General features: G+C 59.5%; 22 protein-coding genes and 1 tRNA gene. 5 read left to right on the forward strand and 18 right to left on the reverse strand.

Going from position 1 to position 16,441, the window contains the following annotated elements:
* Positions 1-7 precede the first annotated feature (7 nt).
* The 8 genes from MK_RS02060 to MK_RS02095 form a co-directional block, all read right to left on the reverse strand.
* Positions 8-1,075, reverse strand: coding sequence for a M42 family metallopeptidase (locus tag MK_RS02060; RefSeq protein WP_011018753.1), 1,068 nt, complete (start codon positions 1,073-1,075; stop codon positions 8-10).
* Positions 1,076-1,798 carry a ribosome assembly factor SBDS gene (locus MK_RS02065; protein WP_011018754.1) on the reverse strand — a complete coding sequence of 241 codons (723 nt, stop codon included), beginning with the start codon at positions 1,796-1,798 and terminating at the stop codon, positions 1,076-1,078.
* A 2-nt stretch (positions 1,799-1,800) separates the two neighbouring features.
* The gene (gene psmA / locus MK_RS02070) at positions 1,801-2,535 is read right to left on the reverse strand and encodes an archaeal proteasome endopeptidase complex subunit alpha (protein ID WP_148679911.1); all 735 of its coding nucleotides are present in this window, start codon (positions 2,533-2,535) and stop codon (positions 1,801-1,803) included.
* A gap of 5 nt (positions 2,536-2,540) precedes the next feature.
* Positions 2,541-3,026 carry an Rpp14/Pop5 family protein gene (locus MK_RS02075; RefSeq protein WP_148679486.1) on the reverse strand — a complete coding sequence of 162 codons (486 nt, stop codon included), beginning with the start codon at positions 3,024-3,026 and terminating at the stop codon, positions 2,541-2,543.
* Between the two features lie 5 nt (positions 3,027-3,031).
* The gene (locus MK_RS02080; RefSeq protein WP_011018757.1) at positions 3,032-3,766 is read right to left on the reverse strand and encodes an RNase P subunit p30 family protein; all 735 of its coding nucleotides are present in this window, start codon (positions 3,764-3,766) and stop codon (positions 3,032-3,034) included.
* Complete coding sequence (locus MK_RS02085; protein ID WP_011018758.1) at positions 3,763-4,224, reverse strand: RNA-binding domain-containing protein; 462 nt, start codon at positions 4,222-4,224, stop codon at positions 3,763-3,765. Before MK_RS02085 ends, MK_RS02080 begins: the two co-directional genes overlap by 4 nt.
* 33 nt (positions 4,225-4,257) lie before the next feature.
* Positions 4,258-4,842, reverse strand: coding sequence for a 50S ribosomal protein L15e (locus tag MK_RS02090; protein WP_148679487.1), 585 nt, complete (start codon positions 4,840-4,842; stop codon positions 4,258-4,260).
* Between the two features lie 73 nt (positions 4,843-4,915).
* The gene (locus tag MK_RS02095) at positions 4,916-5,656 is read right to left on the reverse strand and encodes a 3'-5' exoribonuclease YhaM family protein (RefSeq protein WP_011018760.1); all 741 of its coding nucleotides are present in this window, start codon (positions 5,654-5,656) and stop codon (positions 4,916-4,918) included.
* 63 nt (positions 5,657-5,719) lie between these two features.
* Between MK_RS02095 and MK_RS02100 the strand changes: the two genes are divergently transcribed.
* Complete coding sequence (locus MK_RS02100; protein ID WP_011018761.1) at positions 5,720-7,219, forward strand: 2-isopropylmalate synthase; 1,500 nt, start codon at positions 5,720-5,722, stop codon at positions 7,217-7,219.
* Here the strand turns inward: MK_RS02100 and MK_RS02105 are convergent.
* Both MK_RS02105 and comE read right to left on the reverse strand, forming a co-directional pair.
* Positions 7,216-8,241 (reverse strand): Ldh family oxidoreductase, encoded by a 1,026-nt coding sequence (locus MK_RS02105; protein WP_011018762.1) that lies wholly within the window; start codon positions 8,239-8,241, stop codon positions 7,216-7,218. The genes MK_RS02100 and MK_RS02105 overlap by 4 nt on opposite strands.
* Positions 8,242-8,244: 3 nt before the next feature.
* The gene (gene comE / locus MK_RS02110) at positions 8,245-8,805 is read right to left on the reverse strand and encodes a sulfopyruvate decarboxylase subunit beta (protein WP_158295884.1); all 561 of its coding nucleotides are present in this window, start codon (positions 8,803-8,805) and stop codon (positions 8,245-8,247) included.
* A 73-nt stretch (positions 8,806-8,878) separates the two neighbouring features.
* Between comE and comA the strand changes: the two genes are divergently transcribed.
* Together comA and comD are read left to right on the forward strand one after the other, a co-directional pair.
* Positions 8,879-9,649 carry a phosphosulfolactate synthase gene (comA, locus tag MK_RS02115; RefSeq protein ID WP_011018764.1) on the forward strand — a complete coding sequence of 257 codons (771 nt, stop codon included), beginning with the start codon at positions 8,879-8,881 and terminating at the stop codon, positions 9,647-9,649.
* 3 nt (positions 9,650-9,652) lie between these two features.
* Positions 9,653-10,156, forward strand: a complete 504-nt coding sequence (comD, locus tag MK_RS02120) for a sulfopyruvate decarboxylase subunit alpha (protein WP_011018765.1) — start codon at positions 9,653-9,655, stop codon at positions 10,154-10,156.
* Here the strand turns inward: comD and MK_RS02125 are convergent.
* From MK_RS02125 to MK_RS02155, 7 genes are all read right to left on the reverse strand, one after another.
* Positions 10,141-11,073 carry an FkbM family methyltransferase gene (locus MK_RS02125; protein ID WP_011018766.1) on the reverse strand — a complete coding sequence of 311 codons (933 nt, stop codon included), beginning with the start codon at positions 11,071-11,073 and terminating at the stop codon, positions 10,141-10,143. The genes comD and MK_RS02125 overlap by 16 nt on opposite strands.
* A gap of 54 nt (positions 11,074-11,127) precedes the next feature.
* Positions 11,128-11,628 (reverse strand): hypothetical protein, encoded by a 501-nt coding sequence (locus tag MK_RS02130; RefSeq protein WP_011018767.1) that lies wholly within the window; start codon positions 11,626-11,628, stop codon positions 11,128-11,130.
* Positions 11,579-11,818, reverse strand: coding sequence for a S4 domain-containing protein (locus MK_RS02135; protein WP_011018768.1), 240 nt, complete (start codon positions 11,816-11,818; stop codon positions 11,579-11,581). Before MK_RS02135 ends, MK_RS02130 begins: the two co-directional genes overlap by 50 nt.
* The gene (locus tag MK_RS02140) at positions 11,815-12,294 is read right to left on the reverse strand and encodes an RNA-binding domain-containing protein (RefSeq protein WP_011018769.1); all 480 of its coding nucleotides are present in this window, start codon (positions 12,292-12,294) and stop codon (positions 11,815-11,817) included. The genes MK_RS02135 and MK_RS02140 overlap by 4 nt, the downstream gene beginning before the upstream one ends.
* On the reverse strand, positions 12,251-12,841 hold the full coding sequence (locus MK_RS02145; RefSeq protein WP_011018770.1) for an AAA family ATPase: 591 nt from the start codon (positions 12,839-12,841) through the stop codon (positions 12,251-12,253). The genes MK_RS02140 and MK_RS02145 overlap by 44 nt, the downstream gene beginning before the upstream one ends.
* Positions 12,842-12,894: 53 nt before the next feature.
* Complete coding sequence (locus MK_RS02150) at positions 12,895-13,950, reverse strand: DUF763 domain-containing protein (protein ID WP_158295886.1); 1,056 nt, start codon at positions 13,948-13,950, stop codon at positions 12,895-12,897.
* Positions 13,951-13,998: 48 nt separating this feature from the next.
* A tRNA-Met gene (locus MK_RS02155) sits at positions 13,999-14,111 on the reverse strand.
* 56 nt (positions 14,112-14,167) lie between these two features.
* Between MK_RS02155 and MK_RS02160 the strand changes: the two genes are divergently transcribed.
* Both MK_RS02160 and trpA read left to right on the forward strand, forming a co-directional pair.
* Entirely contained in the window at positions 14,168-15,169 is a 1,002-nt protein-coding gene (locus tag MK_RS02160; RefSeq protein WP_011018772.1) for a THUMP domain-containing protein, read from the forward strand.
* Positions 15,170-15,260: 91 nt separating this feature from the next.
* Positions 15,261-16,079 (forward strand): tryptophan synthase subunit alpha, encoded by an 819-nt coding sequence (gene trpA / locus MK_RS02165; RefSeq protein WP_226988659.1) that lies wholly within the window; start codon positions 15,261-15,263, stop codon positions 16,077-16,079.
* Here trpA and MK_RS02170 read toward each other — a convergent pair.
* The gene (locus MK_RS02170) at positions 16,065-16,439 is read right to left on the reverse strand and encodes a hypothetical protein (RefSeq protein WP_148679491.1); all 375 of its coding nucleotides are present in this window, start codon (positions 16,437-16,439) and stop codon (positions 16,065-16,067) included. The two genes, trpA and MK_RS02170, sit on opposite strands and share 15 nt — an antisense overlap.
* Positions 16,440-16,441 lie beyond the last annotated feature (2 nt).

Genomic DNA, 16,441 nt, shown 5'->3' on the forward strand with positions numbered 1-16,441 from the left:
GCTTACATCACCTCGGCACGTAATCCGGGAACCTTTGCACGACCTCGACTACGAGCTCGAGGGCGTGTTTCGCATCCTCGAGATCCAGCACCTCCGCCGGCGAGTGTAGGTACCTGGTCGGTATCCCCACTACACCTGTCGGAACGCCACCTCTGGTTAGGTGAATGGCCGTCGCGTCGGTGGTGCCTCCCTCACCTACCTCGAGCTGATACGGGATGTCCAGCTCCTCCGCGGTGTCTATCAGTAGCTTTCTCACCTTGGGGTGAGTGATCAGACCCCGACCACTCGCGTCGACTACCGTGATCGCCGGCCCCTTCCCGAGCTTCAGCTCCGCCTCCTTCACTCCCGGCACGTCACCGGCTACGGCAGTGTCTAGAACTACAGCACCGTCCGGGTAGACCTCGAAGGCGGACGTTTTGGCCCCCTTCAGACCCACCTCCTCCTGGACTGTTCCCACCAGGTAAAACGTGGGGTGGTCTCCGTCGAGGTCGGCGAGACGCTCGGCCAGCGCGAGAAGAACGGCGACACCGATCTTGTCGTCGAGACCTCGGCCGTTGACCCTCGATCCTACCAGTTCTACGAACTCTCCGGCTAGGACCCCGACATCCCCTACGCTCACGAGTTCCTCAGCCTCCTCCCTGTCTGAGGCGCCGATATCTATGAACAAGTCCTTGTGCTTGGGCACTTTCCGCCGATCCTTCGGCTCCTGGATGTGCGGAGGCTTGGTCCCGACGACCCCCGGCACCTTTTCGCCTTCGGAGTTCACGATGATCACGCGTGAGCCCGGTAAGATCCTGTCATCGATACCGCCGAGCTTCGCGAACCGTATGAACCCGTTCTTGTCGATGGACTTGACGATGAAACCCACCTCGTCCATGTGGGCGGCTACCATCACCTCGTACTCGGAGCCTTCGATAGTACCGATCACGTTCCCTAAGGTATCTACGTGGACATCATCACAGTACTTCTCCAGTGTGGCCTCCACGTACTCGCGGACCTCGTCCTCCCAGCCCGGTGGAGCCACACGGCCGACCAGCTCGCGTAGGTGTTCCGTGAGGGTTTCGACGGTTCCCATTCAGGGACCCTCCACACTCTCCCTCTCCAGTATTTTGCTCTCGAAATCTCCTTTCGTGATCTCGTTAAGCTTCTCGAAGAACTCGTCCTGCAGTCCCGCCGGTAAGCGGACTACGGCCACCCAGGCGCCGTCGTACTGCCACTCCTCCCGCTCGATATCGCCGAATTCGCGCACGACGCCCATAGCCTGTCCGGTGTACTTCGCGGGGATACGGATGGCCACTTTCACTTCCTCAAACTTCATCGGTAGGACCGGACGCAACTGCTTGATGACGTCCTTTACCTGCTCCTCGGCACTTTTCATAGGGTCGATGTGAACACCGGCCTCCTCCATGGCCCGCTCGATCCGCTCAGGAGGATGCGGGGCCCCCGTTCTGGGATCCACCGCACGGCGGGCGATTATGTGGATGATTTTCCGTTTGACCTCTTCCTGCATCCTTCTTCGTTGTTCCGCGGTTAGCTGTATTTCCCCCTCCTTGATCACGATTTCCGCGACCTTAATGGGATCGGAAGTGCCGAAAAGTTCCTCCATCGCTTGCTCTGAGGCTCTCTCACCCTTCCTAGCGTCACGAAAGACTTGTTCCACGGCCAGTATCTCCTCAACGTCCACGTCTTCACCTTCCCGGAATTTACGGGCCCCTTCGGGGTCTACGAGTACCTCGAAGCGCTCGCCTCCCTTCTCCAGACGCGCTACCACGGCGTCTTCTAGACTGACTCGGGCCATCGTCATTCACCCTCGTCTTCCTCCGAACCGACTACACGTTCAAACATCTCCTCGATCTTCTTCCGCTCCAACTTCCGGAACCCTTGTTTATCGACGACGGCGATCTCGAGGTTGTCAGCGGTAGTCTCTTCCCGTGAGGCTTCGTACAGCGCCCGCACCGCGAGCTCGATGGCCTCTTGAAGGGTCATGTCCTCCCGGTATTCCTCTTCGAACACGTCCAACGCTTCCTGTCGACCCTCACCGATCGCCGTGGCTTTGTGTTCGGTCAGAGCACCGCTGGGATCGGTCTCGAACAGGCGACATCCCTTCGTGTCCACCCCGGCGATCAAAAGCGCGGTTCCGAAGGGTCGAACTCCTCCATGCTGCGTGTACACCTGCTTGAGGTCGCAGATAGCCTTCACGAGCACGTCCACATCGATCGGCTCACCGTAAGTGTACCGATACGTCTGTGCCTCGATCCTGGCGCGCTCGACTAACACACGAGCGTCCGCGACGAGCCCCGCCGTAGCCGCTCCAATGTGAGTGTCGATCTGGTAGACTTTCTCTATGGACTCGGGCTCGATCAGCTTGGAGGTGACGCGCTTATCGACCCCGAGGACGACACCCTCTTCCACTTTAATCCCCAGAGCCGTAGTGCCACGCTTGACGGCCTCGCGCGCGTACTCGACCTGGAACAGTCGACCGTCCGGGCTGAAGACGGTGATGGCCCGGTCATACGCCGTCTGAGCGGGTTGCACGGCCACTACCCCCGATTCTCCTCAGGCAGTGGACATTCGAAGCTAGCGAACGCCACTATACGACCATCCTCCACGACGTCGACTTCACCGTTCTCGTACAACACGAACTCGCGGTTCCCCACCCGCTCACGGTCCCATTTCGGGATTCGAGAGAGGTACCGTTCCGCCCCTTTAATCGTTCCGGAGGTACCGAGAACCTCGATGAAAACACGCCCGAGCTTCGGATCCCGACGGTATAAGGATAATGCCGCACGTGCCTCCTCCTCTTGACCCCGTCGCACCCTCAAGATACCCGCGTTGAGATCACGGTAACTACGTACGAGCCATGGTCCGATCCGGCCGGTTCCCGTGGGCCCCAGCACCGAAAGTAGAGCCCGAACGACGAGGTCCTTCATCCCCCCGAAGTCCAGCGCTTCGACGCGCTCCGACCATACCTTGAACGTTACATAACGCCATCTGGGGCGGAGTGCGGAGGACAGACGCACACGCATGTGTTTCACCCCAGTGAGACGACGCCTGGCACTGTGAAAACGTGCTTACACGCCGCGTTCCACCGGAGGATTTCCCTGGGAGCCTCGACACACATCTCCTTCACCTCGCTATCTTCAAACCCCATAAGTTTCAGGAGATCCTCCACCTGCTTCGGTCTGATCAATTCCAGTGGATCACGTGCGCCCAGCGCCACGGTCGTCGGAAACCGTTTCCTACGGCGCAAGCGTAAGAGATCGCGAATTCGAGAGACCTGCCACGCGAGTCGCTCGCCCTCCCGTCGGAACAGTCTCGATAGGTCGATCTCCACGTAAGTCCACTTCTCCCGTGCCAGCTCGATCTCGTACTTACCCAAACCAGCGTGGGGATTACCGCGCTCTGGATGTGATAGCAGATCCACCCTAGTATCGGAGACAGCAGCTCGATTGATTTTAGGGTCGCCGCCGCCGACGGCGAGTAAGTACACGAGGGGTCGTGTTCGGCGGATCGCTCTACGGAGAGCCCCCGCAGACTCCGCCTCCAATTTGCAGCCGGGTAGGACGAGCACGCTCTCAACGTGTTCACGGATATCCCGGATCTCCTCGATGAGCCACCTCAGATCGTCAATATTCAGACGCTCTGCTTCCAGCTCCAGACAGAGGACGGCGATCTCGTAGTCCAAACGCTCGGCGGCCAGAGCCATCCTCAGGGGGTCTACCTCGTCGACGTGAACTCGAAGGGCGAAGTTCTCGGAAACCCTCAATCGTTGGAGAAGATACCGAGCCGCTCTAGCGTCTTTATGCCCCCCTCGCGGCTCGCAGGGTAGCTCTCCAGGTTGACTTTCACCCTGATCACATCGTCTGCGTCCGATATCCGCAGCTCCCCCTTGTAGGCGCTCTGCTTGTCGAAGCGCAGGTAGAGGTTGCCCTTGTCGTCTACTCGCCGCTCGATGTCACTCCACACGCGCCTCCGCTCCTCCTCCGGTATGTTCTCACGCCAGTGTTCCAGAACTCGCTCGATGTACTTCGGTCTGTCGATCTTGACTTGAAAGATGGTGATCGGGTTCCCGTGGTGTCCCTCCGCGTAGAACGTCTCGGGCTCGACGTCTCCCTCCTCGAGGACACCACCTAATACGTTCGCCAACGCCTCGAGAACTTTCTTCTCGTCCTCAGTAGCGTGGGCGATCACGCGGGCCGAGATACTGTTGACGGGGAGAGTCAAGGTACGACCCCGATGAGGGCGCGGCGAAGGGGATCACTTACCGCGCCTCCTGTGGGCCCGAAGGCTCGGTCTGACTTTCTCGGCACCCTTACCGCGCTTCCGCAGTCCTCGAGCCTTCTTGCCCGCCCCGGTCTTACCACGGAACACGCGTCCTTTCTGGGACTTCTGACAGATCCAGTTAATGCGGTGGTCGCTCTTGATCTGCGGGTGATACGGGTCTACCATTATCACCTCATAGTACTTGTACTGACCGTCCTCACCGACCCAGTAGGAATTGAGCACCTCCAGGTTCGGGTACTTACGCTGGGCGCGCTCCTCGGCTATCCACTGCTTGCTCTTGCCCGGTGAGAACTTGTTCTTACCCATACGCTTGGGACGACGACCCTTCTTCGGTCTCGACTTGCGACGACCTCCCTTGGGTACGCGTACGCGGACGACCACGTAGCCGGGCTTGGCTCGGTACCCGAGTCGACGTGCTCGCTCGATTCTCGTCGGACGCTTAATACGCTGGACCGACGGTCCCTTACGCCACTTCGGGAGACGCTCCTTCAACAGCTCTCCGACGTAAGAGTCCTTGGGTCGCTTCCACGCCTCCCGCTGGTACTTGTACATCGACACGGCATCCACCCCTTCGCGGCCGGCCCACACCGACTTAAGAGTTTACCGTGAAGGATCATCCACGGGTTGACGCCTATGGGGACGAGCCTTCCTCGATCTCCTCGAGGGTCTCGGCCACCAGCTGTCTGACGGCGTCTCGCCCCTCTCGAACCCTGGTGAGGAAGATCTCGGAGGGCCCGACGCGTCTTAGGACCTCTTCGACTAGCTCGTCGGTAGGCTCCACGTCGAGCTCCCTAAGCCGAGCCCTGACCACGTTACGGGCTGCCTTGATCACTTCGGTGGCGAACTCGGCGTCGGACCGATCTGCAAGGTGCACGATGAGGGCTTCCGGTGTGTTCGGAGGTACCGGAGATCCGCGACCGTGATGTGCGGCCACCGCGTGGATGAGTTCCACCGGCGCACCTCGAGCGTACAGCTCCGCCGCGATCAGTGTGAGGTGGTCCAATCGACGTCCGAAGTCGGAGATCTTGTACCGCTCCTCGCGCCGCTCGTAGGACGTCGCCTTACCCAAGTCGTGGAGTATCGCGGCCGCGATCACGAGGTCACGGTCCACCTCCAACCCGTAGATTTCCTCGAATACCTCGGCCATCGCGAGGGCGAGTTTGGTTGTTGCCACTGTGTGTTCGAGCAATCCCCCTGGGTAAGAATGATGTTGTCTGCGGCTAGCCGGAGCCTCCTCGACGGGCTCGGGATCGGGTACTTCTTCGTGGGCGAACCCCTCTTCCAAAACCTTCATAACGAGTTCTCGCAGGCCCTCGTCTTCGATACTTTCGACGAGCTCCTTCAGCTTCAGTTTCAACTCCTCGGTCCTCAAGCTCGTCTCCCCTCGGGGGCTCGAAAATGGTCGAGGGGACTTCCTTTCTGCTGGGAGCGTAGGTTGCCCGATCGGGTACGGATCTTCGACACGACGCTAAGAGACGGTGAGCAGACACCGGGCGTCAGCCTCACGGTGGAGGAAAAGGTCGAGATCGCGAGGAAGTTGGACGAGTTCGGCGTGGATACCATCGAAGCGGGCTTCCCCGTAGCCAGTGAGGGTGAGTTCGAGGCAGTGAGGGCGATAGCAGGCGAGGAACTGGACGCGGAGATATGCGGGTTGGCCAGGTGCGTGAAGGGGGACATAGACGCGGCGATCGACGCCGACGTGGACTGCGTGCACGTGTTCATAGCCACGTCGGACATCCACCTCAGATACAAGTTGGAGATGTCCCGGGAAGAGGCATTGGAGCGTGCCATAGAGGGCGTGGAGTATGCCAGTGACCACGGAGTCACCGTGGAGTTCTCCGCGGAGGACGCCACACGGACGGACCGGGACTACCTACTCGAGGTCTATAAAGCTACCGTGGAAGCCGGCGCGGATCGTGTCAACGTCCCGGATACTGTGGGAGTTATGACCCCTCCCGAGATGTATCGACTGACGGCGGAAGTTGTCGACGCCGTAGACGTGCCGGTCAGCGTGCACTGCCACAACGACTTCGGCATGGCCGTGGCCAACTCATTGGCCGCCGTCGAAGCCGGGGCTGAACAGGTTCATGTGACCGTGAACGGGATCGGCGAGCGTGCCGGTAACGCCTCGCTGGAACAGGTCGTAATGGCCCTCAAAGCGCTGTACGATATCGAGTTGGACGTGAGGACCGAGATGCTCGTCGAGCTCTCACGGCTCGTGGAGCGACTGACGGGCGTCGTAGTACCGCCGAACACCCCGATAGTCGGCGAGAACGCCTTCGCCCACGAGTCGGGGATTCACTCCCACGGCGTGATCAAGAAGGCGGAGACGTACGAACCTATACGGCCCGAGGACGTCGGTCATAGACGGCGTATAGTACTAGGTAAGCACGCCGGTCGGCACGCGATCAAGAAGAAGCTCGAGGAGATGGGGATCGAGGTCACGGAGGAACAACTCGACGAGATCGTTCGGCGCGTCAAGGAGCTCGGGGATAAGGGCAAGCGCGTCACCGAAGACGATCTTGAAGCCATAGCCCGAGACGTCGTCGGCGAGGTACCCGAGTCCGAAGCTGCGGTCAAGCTGGAAGAGATCGCCGTGATGACCGGGAACAAATTCACGCCGACGGCGTCGGTCCGTGTGTACCTGGACGGTGAAGAGCACGAAGCGGCATCGACCGGTGTGGGCTCCGTTGACGCGGCGATACGGGCACTGCGCGAAGCGATCGAGGAGCTCGGTATGGACGTGGAGCTGAAGGAGTACCGCCTAGAGGCCATCACCGGGGGCACCGACGCCCTCGCCGAGGTCACGGTGAGGTTGGAGGACGAGGACGGGAACGTCACCACGGCCCGCGGTGCCGCCGAGGATATCGTGATGGCCAGCGTGAAGGCGTTCGTTCGGGGCGTGAATCGGCTGGCACGTCGACGTAGGGACTAACGCGTCGGGTCCTCCAACCCTAACTCTTCCGCCACTTCTCGAACGGCACGCACCGATCCTTCCGGGAGCTCGATACCCTCCCGAAGTGCGCGTTCTCGGCGTCGGAACTCCGGCTCTCCCGGAAGGAGAACATCATCTCCGGCGGATTTAACTTGCGATATCAACCTTTCAAGCCGCTCGTAGTATTCATGCTCATCGACCAAGGTCGACAGGTCGAGCGCCACGAACACATCACCCTTGTTGCACGGAACCGTGGGATCAGTAGTCCCCTGAACATCCTTCCCGGCGGCAGCCCCGACGACGGGACCCGCCAGCACCTCGAGTGCCAAGCACAGGGCGTACCCCTTGTGTCCCCCGAACGGTAGTAGTGCCCCTTCGAGGGCCTCCTCGGGATCCGTGGTGGGCTCTCCGTCGGGCCCTACGGCCCAGTCCTGAGGTATCTCCCTGTTCTCTCGCAACGCCTGAAGGATCTTCCCCCTCGCGACCACGCTCGTGGCCATATCGACGACGATAGGTGGACCGTCCCTACGAGGGAACGCGATGGATACCGGATTGGTTCCTAGCACAGGTTGGGAGCCACCGTAAGGGGCGACCGCGGGTTCCGTCCCGCAGGTCGTGAATCCGATGAACCCCCGTTCGGCGACCAGCGTCGTGTAGTACCCGGCGATCCCGTAGTGAGACGCGTTACGAACAGCCACCATACCTAATCCGTGCTTCCGGGCGAGTTCGACGGCCTCCAGTGTTGCCCGATACCCGACGACGTGTCCCAGCGAATGATCGGCGTCGTAGAGTACGACCGAGGACTTCCTGGAGATTTCCTCTATCCTCATCTCGGGACGGATTGCGCCCCTCTTGATCCCTTCGATATAACCAGGCAACCTCAGGACGCCGTGGGAGTGGAATCCGCGAAGGTCTCCCTCCACGATGACTTCGGCGGCGGTCCGAGCGTCTTTACGCGGCACGCCGACGGCGTGGAGAGCTTCACTGACGAAGTCCGTCAAATCCTCAGGCCGTATTTTCAACGATCATCCCTCCCGCAGCGCTCGAACGAACCGCACCTTGATCTCCTCCGGATCCAAATCTATTAAGGGAACGTCAGCGTTTCCAGGCTCGACCTCTAGCCTTACCATACGAGGACCTTCCGTCGCGAGCGCATCTTCTAAGGCTACTTCAGCGGACTCGGGTTCGGAGGCCTCGAAGTACGTCAACCCATGGGCCTCAGCCACCTTCTCCCAATCGATGCGATCGGACGGCGTAGGCTGATCGCCTGTAGTGGCGTACGTGGAGTTGTCGATGAGCACGAGGGTATAGTTACGCGGTCTCTCTTGAGCGATCGTAGGGAGAACCCCCATGTTCATCATAAGACCGCCGTCTCCTTCGATCGCCAGTACCTCCCGATCGGTACAGAGCGCCAGTCCGAGACCGACCGAGCAGGACTGACCCATCGCCCCCAACATGTAGAAGTTGAGGCGCCGGTCGTTAACACGGTAGAGCTCCCGGGCCGGGAAACCCAGGTGGACCGTCACTACGGCATCGTACCGCTCGGCCACGTCGGCAACTACTCTCAGAGCTTCAATTCGCTTCATGCCCATCGACCCCGCGTCGCCCGGTCCCGAATACACTAAAGCCGTTCCCCCCGGATCGGCCGGAGGGCGCCCGGTGAAGGCGTTCGAGAAGTCCGTGAAGATTCCCAAGGTGGACGGCGCGACGGTCATGCTGGACAAGGGATTGACACCCGAGTTCGTGGAATCGTTCCTGAAAGTCGCCGGAGAGTACGTGACGGCCGTCAAGCTGGGATGGGGCACGGCCCGGCTCATCGACAAGGAGATCGTCGCGCGAAAGGTCGAGATGTACGTGGATGCGGGGCTGGACGTGTTCCCGGGAGGCACCCTGGCCGAGATAGCGATTGCTCAGGGTAACTTCGAGGGGTACTTGAACGAGCTCGATGAGCTGGGATTCAACGCGATCGAGATCTCAGACGGTATGATCCCAATGTCCATCGAGAAGAAGTGCGAGCTCATCGAGCGGGCGTGCGAGCAGGGTTTCACCGTCTACGCCGAGGAAGGTAAGAAGAGAGACGAGGAGTACTCCGTGCTTTCGCCATCCGACATCGTGGGGCGCATGAACAAGTGCGTGGAGGCCGGTGCCGAGTACGTGATCGTCGAGGCCAGAGAAAGCGGTAAGCACGGTCCGATGGGAGCGGAGAAGAGGGAGCGCGTGCGCGTACTCTCGGAGATCGTTAAGGGAGTCGGGATTCAGCGCGTGATGTTCGAGGCTCCGGAGAAGGAGCAGCAGTTCGAGCTGATCGTCAAGTTCGGTCCTGAGGTCAACATCGCGAACGTCCCGCCGGAGGAGGTGATACCGCTAGCCACACTGCGGGCGGGTCTCAGAGCGGAGACCATGGGCCGGGTCGCGCTGGACGGGGAATGACGCTTGAACGTCGATGACGCCATCGTCGAGGCGCTAGAGGAGGCTGGAATCACCTTCGCCTGCTGGCTACCCTGTTCCCTCTTGGACGGGATCATCAGGCGATTGGAAGAACACCCAGAGATCCGAACGGTCAGGGTGTCCAGGGAGGAAGAAGGCGTAGGGATCTGCGCGGGAGCTGCCCTCGCGGGCGAGAAACCCGCACTGATAATGCAGAACTCGGGTCTCGGTAACTCCGTCAACGCTCTCTGCTCACTCACCTTAACCTACCGACTCCCACTGCTGATGTTGATGAGTCACCGTGGCTACCTGTTCGAAGACATCCCGGCACAGGTGGGGATGGGGAAAGCGGCGCCTAAGATCTTGGAAAACCTCAATCTACACGCGTTCACGATCGAGCGGCCGGAAGAGCTGGACGTGATACCGGGTGCCTGGAAGCTCGCCGAGACTGCGGGCGAACCCGTCGGTGTATTCTTAAGTCCGAGACTGTGGCGTCAGACGGGCCGATAGAAGACGTGGAAGCAGTCCCAACTCTTCTCTACGATCACGTCATGCAGCTCTTCGAACGACGGCTCGTACAGTTCCACATCGAGTCCGCGCCACCGGACCACTTCGCCGACGAGCGGCCGGTACCCTCCCTCTCGGTCGTGGAGCGATGCATGTGGATATCCGAAAGCTGCGGCGATCTCGAGACCGTAGTCCAGAAGCGTTTCAATGAGGTCGAGAGTAGCATCGAGCCCCAGCAGATGTATGTGATGTTCGATGAACAACTTCGGTGGATCATCCGATTCCAGTAGCTCAACCATACCCCGAATTACCTCCAACTCAGCTCCTTCAACATCCATTCGTACATAAGTGGGCCTCTCGCCGAGTTTTTCAGACAACTCGTCGAGTGTTATCGACTCAACCTCTATGTAATCACCATCCTCGGCGTTAACGATACGATGCCAATTAGATCTATTTTCCAGAATCATGCGAATCCTACCACACTTATCAGATACTGCATACTCGAAAGCTTTAACCCTATCTTCCAAATTATTAAGAGCTATATTCTCCCTAAGTAATTCCAAGTTTTCCCTCACGGGTTCGATAGCATACACTCGAGATCGCTCAGAAGCTAACGCTGTAAGAATAGCGTAATAGCCAATATTTGCTCCAACATCAAAAGCTATTTCTTCATCATTAAGAAATTTACCAACAAGATATTTGGACGCTTTCGGTTCACGAATATTGCGAAGCCGAAGTTCTCGTGATACACCAGCATCATTTGTATGAACACGAAGATGAAAAGAAACATCTTCTACCTGTACGCGCACGATGTCACAATTAGATTTCAATTTGTCCATTATAGCGTCCACTGTTTCAGTGAGTAGCACACATCCCGCGTACAATAGTCTAGACCCAAGTCGACGCGGTCGATCCCCCATTCCAGGATAGAGACCGAGAGCAGTCTGGAAACGCTTTCGCAAGTGAAAGTTCCCCTAGAGAACTAGTTCTGAAAACACATAGTAATTCAAGTCATAGTCGTTATCTACTATAGCTACTACCAGTTCGAACTCCGTACCTTCAACTAGTTTTAACCATTCCAAAATATCCTGAGCCGTAAATTCATCCAATTCCTCCTGCAGTACTTTGACGGCTATCCTTTCGTCTTCACCGCGGAACGCCCGAAATTCAGTCCCGAATTTGCGGCCTGGTTTGGGCTTCCATCCACGTCGTCTGAGATCAGCGTATACTGCGTAGCGCACGGGGAATCTCGGATCCTCCTCCACGAACCTATCCATCAGCTCCTCCGGACTAATCCGTACGTTTCCACTACGGACTTCAAGCCTACCGATCTCACATAAGAATAGCGCTTCTTCAGGCCACAATTGCAGACCGCGACGTGACGGTTTCCCGTACATGGAGGAGTACAGTCTGTTCGCATCTCGGTCATTCCGAACGAGCACCTTCGATCCGACTAACTCGCCTTTCGCCGCCATTGTCTTCCACCCGCACGGTAACACCGTCAACTTCGATTTCGTCTCCAGGGGACACCAGCCACCAAGGCTTCCTGACGAGCTTACCGTTCACACGCACACGTCCCGACTCCACCAGCCGTTTGGCCTCACGCCGGCTTTCGGCGAGACCGACGTCCCTAAGGAACGCGTCCAACCTGCGTCCTACCGTCACTCGAGCTCTTCCTCCCGTAACCTCGGCTTCTTCACCTCGTAAATCGGCTTCCCGTCGATCGTCTCGGGTGCCAGCCAGTCGATCACCTTCTCGACGTCCTCGGGTCGCTCGGGGAAAACTTCCACCACTATGGGGCCCAGCGGGGATTCTCCTCCTTCGGCGAAGCTCACGCTCCCAGCGAACGCCGCCTGCTTGTTCAGGTGGAACAGGATCGATCCTTCAGCGGTGACTCCTTCCCGCAGTACCCTCCGGGCCGCGTCTAGAATCTCTTGCTCCCTGAGCAGCTCGTAGATGCGACCCAGACTCAGGCGTGCCTGCGGACCTTCACACACGAACTCCAGTCTCCTCAAGTCACCCATTTCCTCCTCGCGTTCCTCGAACATCTCCAGATCGAACAGATTCCCTACGGCTTTTCGGACTTTCTCCTCGTCTTCAGTCGGGTACACGTAGGTGGTCAAAACCACCCGGGAGATCATCCGGATCACCCCTCAGGATTGCCCTTATTACCATTCGGCACTTCTCCCGGAACTCCGGCAGACTAACGCGCTCGTTCACGATCATCACGTCGGCTCGGGAAATCACATCACCGATCCCGAACCCCAACTCTCGTTCGTCCCGCTCTTCGAACTCCCGCTTGGTGTCCGGATCGTCCTCACGACCCCTTATCCGTAGCCTCTCGAACCTAGTCTGAGGGGACGCATGGATAGCCACGACTATTACCGACCGCTCGCCGAACCTATCCCGGAAGTACTCGAGTTCCTCCGGGTTCCTGATCCCGTCGATTACCACCACTCCCGCCCGTCTCAGTTCGCGTTCGACGTCTTCCTCTACTAACCGAGCCACCGCGTCCATTCCTCGCTCCTCACGGAGTCGCTTCGCCATCTCTCCTACGTCCATCCCCCGACGCTCGGCTTCGCGACGGACCGCGTCACCCATCACCACGACGGGAATACCCTCCTCGCGGGCGACCTTGACGAACTCACCTTTACCAGCCCCCGGCATTCCGACCACGCAGATGAGCATCCGGTGCTCACCCCCTGAACGTTCTCCGAAACAGAACGATCCGTACAGATATTTTAAGACTCGGTCACACGGCCCAAGAAGCGGCGGAGCCGAGGAGACCTTATCCGCTCCAGCAGCTCGGCCGCGAGTCTCATGAGCTCTCGATGCACCGGGTAAGGATCCCCGGACTTGCAGCCGAAAGCCGCGGTGTACTCGGCGGGATCACGACGGTCGGGCCCTTCTCCGTACACTACTTCGGCGATCAACGCCAGGGCACGGACTAGACTCGGTCCGACGCCGCGCACTGTCAGGAACTCCTTGAAATCTGTCGGATTAACCTCGTACAGGCGCCGCAGAGCGTCTCGATCGAGACGCCTTGGCACCCATCCGTCGGGTACTTCGACACCGCCCTCTCTGCCCAGGTATTCGTCGAGCGGTCCTGAGATGCTGTTCCTGACCGCCCTCCACTCTCGCAACACGCGGTCCGGACCGTCCCCAACCAGATCGAGTACAGCCTCCCGACACTTATCGGCTCGATCCCCTTGAAGCGACAGGACTTTCCTCGTCTCATCCGCCACCACCGGATGTCCCTCCACGAACTCCGAGACTTCGCTGTCGAGCCAGTGGTAACGTCGCGCGGTCTTCCGATCGACGTCCATCCCCTGCTGGATCACCACCCACCGACCGTTTTCATCGAACACGATAACGTGGTGGTAGAGGTCGTGACCATCTTGGAGGCATACGGAATCCGACCGTGCCGTTAGACGGCTGGCCGTCACCAACTGTCGGGGATCCAAATTCATCCGATCTGCGAGCTCCCGCACGCGCTTCGGGGTCTCAAGGGCCAGTCGTCCCTTCCCACCCGCGACGGCGATCCCGTGTTCTTCGGGATCCAACGCCTCACGGAGTGCCGCCGTGACGACTGTAGTACTACCGGATGTGTTCCGCTCGTACCCTAGCAGACACGCCAGGGATTGGAACCATCTCGGATCCGCGAGCTTCTCCAGAGCCCCGTCGGTACCGTGCTCCTCCACCAGAAGTCGAAATAACGCCCTGGATAGTTTCACCATCTCGGGAAAATGACGGGGTGGAGGACACTTCACAAGACGGAGCTCCGCCGCGCGGGGCACCGCCGCCGGTTCCCCCAAACGTTATGAATTTCGTAACGGTTCCTGGCTTGGTGCCGGGGCCGGGATTTGAACCCGGGACCTCGGGGTATCCCAGGCCGGTCACCCCTCGGGGTCATCGGGCCCTATGAGCCCCGCGCTCTACCAGGCTAAGCTGCCCCGGCTACGCCCGCGGGGAACTCCCCTCTCGAATTAAAAAAGTTACGTGGGGTAGCCCCCTATGGAGCTGCTCCTAACGCTCGCCCCGGACGTTCGACCGGAGGAGACCGAGAGAATGGCGCGGAAGATACAGGACAAGCTCAAACTACCCGCGGAGCCCGATCCCCTGAAACCGGTTCGCAGGCTTAGGATCGAGGGTGTAGAAGACCCCGACGGAATCGTCAGTAAGCTGAGAGAAGAGTTCCCGGAGGTCTCTCGAGTCGTGATCGTGAAGCGCCGAGGTCGGTCTCACGATCTCGATAGGATCGCCGCGCAGGCTGCCAAGCTCGCGAGAGGTGAGATACTGCCGCACCATACCTTCGCCGTCGACGCCCGGAGGCTCGACAAGGATCTTCCCTACACGTCCCGCGATCTGGCCATCAAGGTCGGCGAAGCGGTGCGACGGGTTACGGGTGCGTCCGTAGACCTCGACAGTCCGGACCGGTACGTGGACGTCCACGTGTCTCGACACGGGCACCTAATCGGGATCACCCCAGCAACACTGAGGGAGCCACACCGGAGTTGGCTTCCATCCGGCGCCTTTAAGCACGTTCACGTATGCTGTGAGCGACCGGAGACGGAGTACGAGATCGCCGACTTAATCCGGATAACCGCGGCACTGGGACTGGGAAGCCTGATACTGGTAGAACCGAACCGGGACGCCGTTCGAGGGGCCGAGGAAAAGGTGGGGGCTTCTTCGCTTATCGACCTTCGAATCGAAGAGGATCTGAAAGAAGCCTTAGCAGAGTTCGACGTCGTAGTCGGCTTACATCCGACAGCGCCGAACGCTGAGAGTGAACTCCTACGAGCGGTGGAAGGAGCGAACCAGATCTGCCTCCTAACGGGATCGGAAACTAAGGGACTCAGTCGAGAGGCGAAGGAGCTCGCGGACGTGCTCGTACACCTCGGACCGACGACGGCCGAGCCTATGCGGACCGCCAACGCGGTAGCGTACGCTGTAGGTGTGCTGGCCGCCAGGACGGTTAGCCTAGGGTCAGCCACCGCTCCCACTCTTCATCGGTGACACCTCGTAGACCCGGTTGACACATCATCCCCGACCCATGGGAAAAGTCGCTTTACGGACCACCGAGTCGCCAGTCCAGGGAGTGTCCGGTTTGGTCCTAGAAAGGATCTTCGAGGAAGCTGAAGGCGAAGGACGTGGTGCGTTGATCGGGTACTTGACCTGTGGACACCCAGGACTCGAAGAGACCGTCTCACTGGCTCGGGCGCTTCGTGATGGAGGTGTGGATATCCTGGAACTCGGGGTTCCGTTCTCCGAGCCCATCGCCGACGGTCCGACGATACAGAAGGCGGTAGACGAGGCGTTACGAGCGGGCACTACACCGTGGGACTGCTTAGAGGTCGCAGAGGAGGTGTCCGAGTTCGTCCCCGTCGTGCTCCTATGTTACTACAATACGCTCCACGCCAACGGATTTGAGCGATATCTCTCGGCGGCGGCGGAGGCCGGTGTCTCCGGAATCATAGTGGCGGACATGCCGGTCGAGGAATCCGACGAGGTCCACTCCGTCGCTCGAGATCTCGAGATCGACGTGATCTACCTGGTAGCCCCTTCCACGACCGATGAGCGGCTGAAGAAGATAGGGGAAAGAGCCTCAGGGTTCGTGTACGTGATCTCCAGGTACGGCGTCACCGGAGCCCGACGGGATCTTTCCGAAGATACCCTGGAGCTCGTTCGTTGGGTGCGTGACCACGTCGACGTACCGGTAGCCGTGGGGTTCGGGATCTCGGAACGTTGGCACGTGGAGGAGGTAATAGCCGCGGGCGCTGACGGGGCGATCGTTGGATCGGCGTTCATCAAGGAGATACACCGGTCCGAGGACATAGCGGAAGCGGAAGAGCGGGTTAGAGAGCTCGCGAAGGAGTTGGTGGAGGGTGCCCGGGACGGGTACCGTCGAAGATCATCCTCTGAGTGACTTACCGGCGGCTTCTTTGAGCTTCGCAGCCAGCCGTTTAGCCGCCCGGCTCAGTGCTCTCTCTGCCTCCTCCTCGAGTACTTCATCCGCGATCTCCAAGGCTCGCTCGATAACCTTCTGTGCCTCCTCCGGATCCGACAATTCGGGCTTTCTGCGTCTCAGCTCGTCCTGCAACATCCGCTCTAGATGCACATAAGCGCGGTCGGATAGCGAAGGGACGAACCGTTCGTAGAACTCCGAACTTAGGGATTCTTTCACCGAGCTTCGATCGACCTCGAGCCTCTCCGCGAGGTATACCTCCTGCCAGAGCCTGAGGATTCTCTCGCGCGCCTTCTCCGAGGCGATGACGCGACGGGTCACGC

The sequence above is a fragment of the Methanopyrus kandleri AV19 genome (assembly GCF_000007185.1).
Taxonomy (GTDB): Archaea; JAADCQ01; Methanopyri; order Methanopyrales; family Methanopyraceae; genus Methanopyrus; species Methanopyrus kandleri.

What these genes read in the sequence shown, in the direction of transcription:
- MK_RS02140 (WP_011018769.1), bottom strand. Translation starts at nt 12,294, where the DNA reads ATGATCTCCCGGGTGGTTTTGACCACCTACGTGTACCCGACTGAAGAC.
- MK_RS02075 (WP_148679486.1), bottom strand. Translation starts at nt 3,026, where the DNA reads ATGCGTGTGCGTCTGTCCTCCGCACTCCGCCCCAGATGGCGTTATGTA.
- MK_RS02065 (WP_011018754.1), bottom strand. Translation starts at nt 1,798, where the DNA reads ATGGCCCGAGTCAGTCTAGAAGACGCCGTGGTAGCGCGTCTGGAGAAG.
- MK_RS02160 (WP_011018772.1), top strand. Translation starts at nt 14,168, where the DNA reads ATGGAGCTGCTCCTAACGCTCGCCCCGGACGTTCGACCGGAGGAGACC.
- MK_RS02060 (WP_011018753.1), bottom strand. Translation starts at nt 1,075, where the DNA reads ATGGGAACCGTCGAAACCCTCACGGAACACCTACGCGAGCTGGTCGGC.
- MK_RS02145 (WP_011018770.1), bottom strand. Translation starts at nt 12,841, where the DNA reads ATGCTCATCTGCGTGGTCGGAATGCCGGGGGCTGGTAAAGGTGAGTTC.
- comE (WP_158295884.1), bottom strand. Translation starts at nt 8,805, where the DNA reads ATGAAGCGAATTGAAGCTCTGAGAGTAGTTGCCGACGTGGCCGAGCGG.
- MK_RS02125 (WP_011018766.1), bottom strand. Translation starts at nt 11,073, where the DNA reads ATGGGGGATCGACCGCGTCGACTTGGGTCTAGACTATTGTACGCGGGA.
- MK_RS02130 (WP_011018767.1), bottom strand. Translation starts at nt 11,628, where the DNA reads ATGGCGGCGAAAGGCGAGTTAGTCGGATCGAAGGTGCTCGTTCGGAAT.